Annotated in this window: 5 protein-coding genes, 1 pseudogene and 1 riboswitch; all 6 genes and pseudogenes read right to left on the bottom strand. The window is 62.1% G+C overall.

Going from position 1 to position 5,288, the window contains the following annotated elements; all coding sequences use genetic code 11:
- A pseudogene (locus EOD15_RS27745) lies at positions 1-330 on the bottom strand (hypothetical protein); the annotation flags it as partial.
- Positions 331-709: 379 nt separating this feature from the next.
- The gene (locus EOD15_RS27740; protein WP_127322710.1) at positions 710-1,405 is read right to left on the bottom strand and encodes an isoprenylcysteine carboxylmethyltransferase family protein; all 696 of its coding nucleotides are present in this window, start codon (positions 1,403-1,405) and stop codon (positions 710-712) included.
- Between the two features lie 172 nt (positions 1,406-1,577).
- On the bottom strand, positions 1,578-2,597 hold the full coding sequence (locus tag EOD15_RS27735) for an ABC transporter substrate-binding protein (protein ID WP_127322709.1): 1,020 nt from the start codon (positions 2,595-2,597) through the stop codon (positions 1,578-1,580).
- A complete protein-coding gene (locus tag EOD15_RS27730) occupies positions 2,590-3,357 on the bottom strand; it encodes an ABC transporter ATP-binding protein (protein WP_127409028.1) in 768 nt (255 codons plus the stop codon). The genes EOD15_RS27735 and EOD15_RS27730 overlap by 8 nt, the downstream gene beginning before the upstream one ends.
- Entirely contained in the window at positions 3,354-4,106 is a 753-nt protein-coding gene (locus tag EOD15_RS27725; protein WP_127409027.1) for an ABC transporter permease, read from the bottom strand. The genes EOD15_RS27730 and EOD15_RS27725 overlap by 4 nt, the downstream gene beginning before the upstream one ends.
- A 103-nt stretch (positions 4,107-4,209) precedes the next feature.
- Entirely contained in the window at positions 4,210-4,818 is a 609-nt protein-coding gene (locus tag EOD15_RS27720; protein WP_127271736.1) for a YkoF family thiamine/hydroxymethylpyrimidine-binding protein, read from the bottom strand.
- Positions 4,809-4,922: riboswitch (TPP riboswitch) on the bottom strand. (Overlaps the previous gene by 10 nt.)
- Positions 4,923-5,288: the final 366 nt, after the last annotated feature.

Here is a 5,288-nt window from a genome sequence, read left to right as displayed (position 1 = left end):
TCCTCCAACATTGGCGCCCGCGCCGGCATTGATGCCATTGCTGCCGCCGACCGAAGCGCCGAGACCAGCATTGACACCGCTCGAGCCGCCGACATTGGCACCGGCCCCGGCCTTTACACCACCGCTGCCGCCCACCGAGGCGCCCACTCCGGCGCTGATGCCGCCACTGCCGCCAACGGAAGCCCCGACGCCGGCATTGACGCCGCCGCTACCACCCACCGAGGCACCAACGCCAAGGCCGATTCCCGCAGCATTGGCGGGCAGGGAAAGGGCTAAGATTACCGCACTACCCGCCAACATGTTGGCGACTGTCTTGATGGCGTGAGCCATAACACTCTCCTGTTGTCGTTGCGCTAAAGCAATTGGCGAGAGGCCGATTGCAAGATCAACTACGCGAGGTGGTGAATTTCAGTTTCAGAGAAAGAATACTGAACCTAAAGCGTGGTATACATCAACAAAATTTCTGAAATAAAATTGTAATAAAGTTGGAATAATTTCTCTTTACACTAACAGTGCGTAAGGCCATTGATGATCGGGCGTTACTCTGCTCGTCTTACTGCGAGGCCGTACACCGGACAGCGCATGAGCCTCTCGCAACATCAGCAAGACCGCCACGATGATTGCAAGCGGCCAGAGTCTGTCGGCGGATGCGGGAGCGAGAGAGTGCAAGCGTGAGTGCAGGCCGAACGATTCTGCGCTGGCCCGCTTGTCAGACGATCCCGTAGAACAGCCTGTAGTGGACGCGCTTCATATAGTCCCGGTATTCCGGCGTCGCGGCTAACAGCGCCTCTTCGCGCAGGATGCGATGAACCTGGAAGAAGGTGATCGCGGCGTAGACAGCAAGATTGTAGAAGGAAAAGGCCGACAGCAGGAACAGGACATGACCGGCAAGGTATCCGGCATAGATCGGGTGCCGCACCAGGCGGTAGGCACCGTCGGTCATCACGCCGCGATTGCCCGGCAGAATGGCGAAAGAACGCCCTAGCGATATCTTCCCCCAGATCACGAACCCCAACGCCAGGACTTGCAGCGGCGCGGCGGCATAGATCGGGATGATGGCCACGCCCGGTTCCAGGTCGATGAAGCCGACACCGAAGCTGGCGACCACCGAAACAACCACCGTCAGCGGGTTCCAGTCGCGTACCTGTGGTCGCCGCGACAGAAGCAGCCAGGTAAAGGTCAGGATCTCGGAAATTGCCACCAGCGCCACATTGATGCGGGTCGGGTCGAGCATCAGGTAAGATACGCCGCGGTAGACGAACATGCCCGCGAAGGCCAGCGCGCAGATCCGAAAGAAACCTTCGCGCAAATCCACCAGGATTTCGCGCGTTCGGGCTGCGGACAAAATCCTGCCGTCACTGATGTGCGAAAGCGCCTCGCTTTTTGATATGAGCAATGCAAACACCCCAATGATCCCTCAGGGCGACCTTTGCACGCAACCATTGCCGGGCAGTTAATCAACAAGATCAGATCGGCATTAAACTGGCTGTCGGGGAGCCAGGGCGCCACTTCCAGACGACCTGCTCCACGCGGTCGCCCAGAAAGACTGGCGACCCATCTCATTTGGTTTTGCCAGACTAGCTCAGATAGTCGTTGCGGAAATAGCTCCCGAAATCCGGGCGTTGAGCAACCAGCTTGCCGTCGGCATCACGCAAAATGCCGGACGCGAAGAGATAGCCGCCGATCGCTCCCATCTTGGCCGGATCCATCGTCCCGATGGCGCCGCTTTGGCTGCGCAGATAATGGCCGTCGATCAGCGCCTTCAGTGAGGCGTGGATCAGCGCCGGATTGGTCAACGCATCCTTGTTGGCCGCGATCAGCAGGGCTGCCGCATCTTCGGGGTGATCGACCGCGAACTGGTAGCCGCGCCGCGTCGCCTGGACAAAGGCGGCCGCAGGCTTGGGGTTTGCCTGGAGATAGGCTTCGCTCGAAGAGATCAGTGTCGTGTGCTCGTCAGGCACGCCGTAATCGGCATAGACGAAGCTGCGTTGTTTGACGCCCTTGAGCTCGGCGTCGACACCCTCCCAGGTCGAGACTTCGAGCGTGAAATCGACCGAACCATTGGCCAGCGCCTCATAGGCTGAGGTGCCGAGCGTCACCGTCTCGAAATTGCCCTTGCCGCCATCATGGCGGATGATGGTCGATATCAGGGCGTTTTCCCAGGCGCTGCCGAATCCGCCATAGGTCAGGCCGTCGAGGTTTCTCGGGCTTACGATCTCGTTGCGTGCCGCATTGAAGACCACGCGGCCGGTTTCGGACTGCACCACCGCATAGACGCCCTTCAGGTCCGCTCCGGCGGTTCTCTGGGTGAACAGGCTGATGGTGCCATTGATGCCGAAATCGGCGACGCGATTTGCAACCAGTGTGCCCGCACCGGTATCGCTGTAAGGCAGGATGTCGACCTCGAGCCCGGCCTCGCGATAAAACCCTTGGTCGCGGGCGACGAACAGTCCGATGTGGTTGGTGTTGACCGTCCAGTCGAGGGCGACGGTGACCTTTTGTGCCGATTGTGCTTGGGCTCGCCCCGATCCGGCAACGAGCGGAAAGCCCGTGACAAGGGTCAGCAACAAGGCCTGCCGGCGCGTCAAGTCAGTCATGATCGTGTCCTTTGGATGGGGTGGCGTTGAGGATGATGTCGAGAATCTCGGCCTCGAGCGTACTTGCCTGGCGCGCGGCATCGCCGCCAAGGCTGCGCGGGCGCGGCAGCGGCACCTTGATTTCACGCACGATGCGGGCCGGGCGCGCCGACAGCACATAGATGCGGTCGGACAGGAACACGGCTTCGCGCACGTCATGGGTGATCAGGAGCGCCGTCCAGCGATGATGCCGCCACATCTGTTCCAGCCAGCGCTGCATGGCCGTGCGGGTCAGCGCGTCGAGCGCGCCGAACGGCTCGTCGAGCAAAAGCATGTCGCGTTGCTGCACCACCGTGCGCAGCAAGGCCGCGCGCTGGCGCATACCGCCGGACAGTTGCGCTGGAAAATGCCGCTCGAAGCCGGCAAGCCCGAATTCGGCAAACAACGGCGCAACGCGCGCCCGCGCCGCCTGTCTCCTCATGCCTTGCACTTCGAGCCCGAGCGTCGCGTTGTCGAGGATGCGCCGCCACGGCATCAGCGCGTCACGCTGCGGCATGAAGGCGAAATGCCTGCCGTGGTCGTCGAGCGGCGCGCCGTCGAACAACATCTCGCCCTCGCCATGCTCGGCGCCGGTCAGAAGCTGGAAGAGTGTCGATTTGCCGGCGCCCGAGGGTCCAAGGATCGACACGAATTCACCAGCGCCGACGCTAAGCGAAATATCGGCCAGCACGTCGAGCCCACCGAACGCCTTGCGCACATGCCGCAGTTCGAGCCGGCTCATCGCCAGGCCCCCTTCCCGGCGGTTTCCTTGCCGGCCCGCTCCCAGGGCATCGCAAGGCGCTGCAGCAGTACAGTCAACCCGAACAGGACAAGGGTCAGGGCAGCGCTGACACCGACGGCGGCCAGCACCAGATCGGGGCGGAAATTGTTCTTGGCGTTGAGCATGTAGATGCCCAGCCCCTTCGCGGCCCCCGCATATTCGGCGAAGATCGCGCCGACCACGGCGTAAGTGATGGAGATCCTCAAGCCAGCGAAGAAATAGGGCAGCGCCGAAGGCAGCCGTGCCAGCACGAAGATGCGCCAGCGCCCTGCCCCCATGGCGCGCAGCATTTGCCCGATCTCGGCCTCGGTCGACTCATACCCCTCGACCAATGCAACCAGCATCGGAAAGAAGGTAACCAGCGCCACCAGCATGATCTTGGGCGCCAGCCCGAAGCCGAACCACAGCACCACCAGCGGCGCGATCGCCACCAGCGGCAAGGTCTGGCTGACGATTAAGACAGGAAACAGCGCACGCCGCAGCGGCTGGAAGAAGTCGACCATCATCGACAGCACGAAGGCAGCGCTGAGCGAACAGGCAAAGCCGAGCAGCGTGGCGCCGATGGTCGGAATGGCGTTGTCGGCCAGCGCCTGGCGATTGAGCAGCGCTTGCTCGAAAACGCGCGACGGCGCCGGCAGTGTCGTCGGCCTGATGCCGGAATAGGTGGCATAAAGCTCCCACGCCAGCAGGAGCAAACCGACCGAGATCATGGCCGGCATTGCCTTGACAAGAAGGCTCGCGATCGGGCGCGAAGCGACTGATGATGTGGCCACGGGAGATAACCTTTGACGGCAGCGCGAAAGCGCGGCTGGCTCAGACAGCCGACGGGCTGTTGGCCGAGACCGTGACGTCGAGGGTTACGTGGCCGGCGCCTGGTCCGAAGCGGCAGAAGGCCTCGTCCAGCGCCGAAAAGATCGCACCGGCATCACCGCGCAGTTTCGTGCAGAAATGCTTGGAACGCTCATAGACGCCGGACTGCTTGAGAAAATCGATGCAGCCGTAGATCTCGTCCATGTGGTCGTCGGTGCCCATCACATAGAGCGAGAACTGCGCCGCCGCCGGCTGGCCGGTGGCAGCAGCATTGCGCACCGCCGCGATGGCCGCATCCTTGCGCGGGCCGAGTGGCCCGACAGGCCCGCCAAGTGCATCGGAGCGGCAGATCGGGTCATCCGGCTCGCCAGGGCACCCGCGCGAGATGGCGGCCGACAACACGCAATGTTTGCCGCTGCGTGCCGCCGCCACGAAGAGGTCGCGCATGGCGGGAAACAGCACTTCGGGCGGCCCGACCAGCAAGGTCGAGATGTCGTCGGTCTCGATCCTGAGCTTGTCGCGCCAGGGATCGAGCGCACCGAGCGCGCCAAGAATGACACCGACGAATTCGTCGGTCATGGGGTATAGGGAAATCTGTGCGCCTGAAAACATCGCCCGCCTCGCTCCGCTGGTATTACCCAGATCAGCTTCTAGGGTCTGTGGGCTTGCCGCCCCCGTCTCAGCCCCGACCGTACGGAGCACCCCTGTGGATGTGCGCCTTAAAGCATCATTCGAGTTCAAGGGAAAGCCGTTTTTTCAGAGCACTGCGCCAAAGCATTGCGCCAGTAACGGTGCGCCTGAGCGGAATTTTGTCGGGAACCTTCGCCGCCGCGACCGGTTGTCCCCACAGTCGCAACGCGATCACTTTCGTAGAAAACAAGCGACGACTTCACAGAAATGGAGACAAACCATGTTCATGAAAATCCTCGCAGCTTCGGTTCTCACCATTGGTCTGGCCACGTCAGCCATGGCGCAAAGCGCCGGCAGCAACAACGCAAATGGAAGCGGCAGCGGCAAATCGGTGACGGTTGAGCCGAACACGCCGGCTTCACCGAATACGGTCGAGCCGGACACTGTCGACC

It is taken from the genome of Mesorhizobium sp. M7A.T.Ca.US.000.02.2.1 (assembly GCF_003996995.1).
GTDB lineage: Bacteria > Pseudomonadota > Alphaproteobacteria > Rhizobiales > Rhizobiaceae > Mesorhizobium.
This window is presented reverse-complemented; position numbering and strand designations above follow the sequence as displayed.

Coding starts and splice junctions, on each gene's coding strand:
- EOD15_RS27720 (WP_127271736.1), bottom strand. CDS start 4,818: ATGTTTTCAGGCGCACAGATTTCCCTATACCCCATGACCGACGAATTC.
- EOD15_RS27725 (WP_127409027.1), bottom strand. CDS start 4,106: ATGATCTCGGTCGGTTTGCTCCTGCTGGCGTGGGAGCTTTATGCCACC.
- EOD15_RS27735 (WP_127322709.1), bottom strand. CDS start 2,597: ATGACTGACTTGACGCGCCGGCAGGCCTTGTTGCTGACCCTTGTCACG.
- EOD15_RS27730 (WP_127409028.1), bottom strand. CDS start 3,357: ATGAGCCGGCTCGAACTGCGGCATGTGCGCAAGGCGTTCGGTGGGCTC.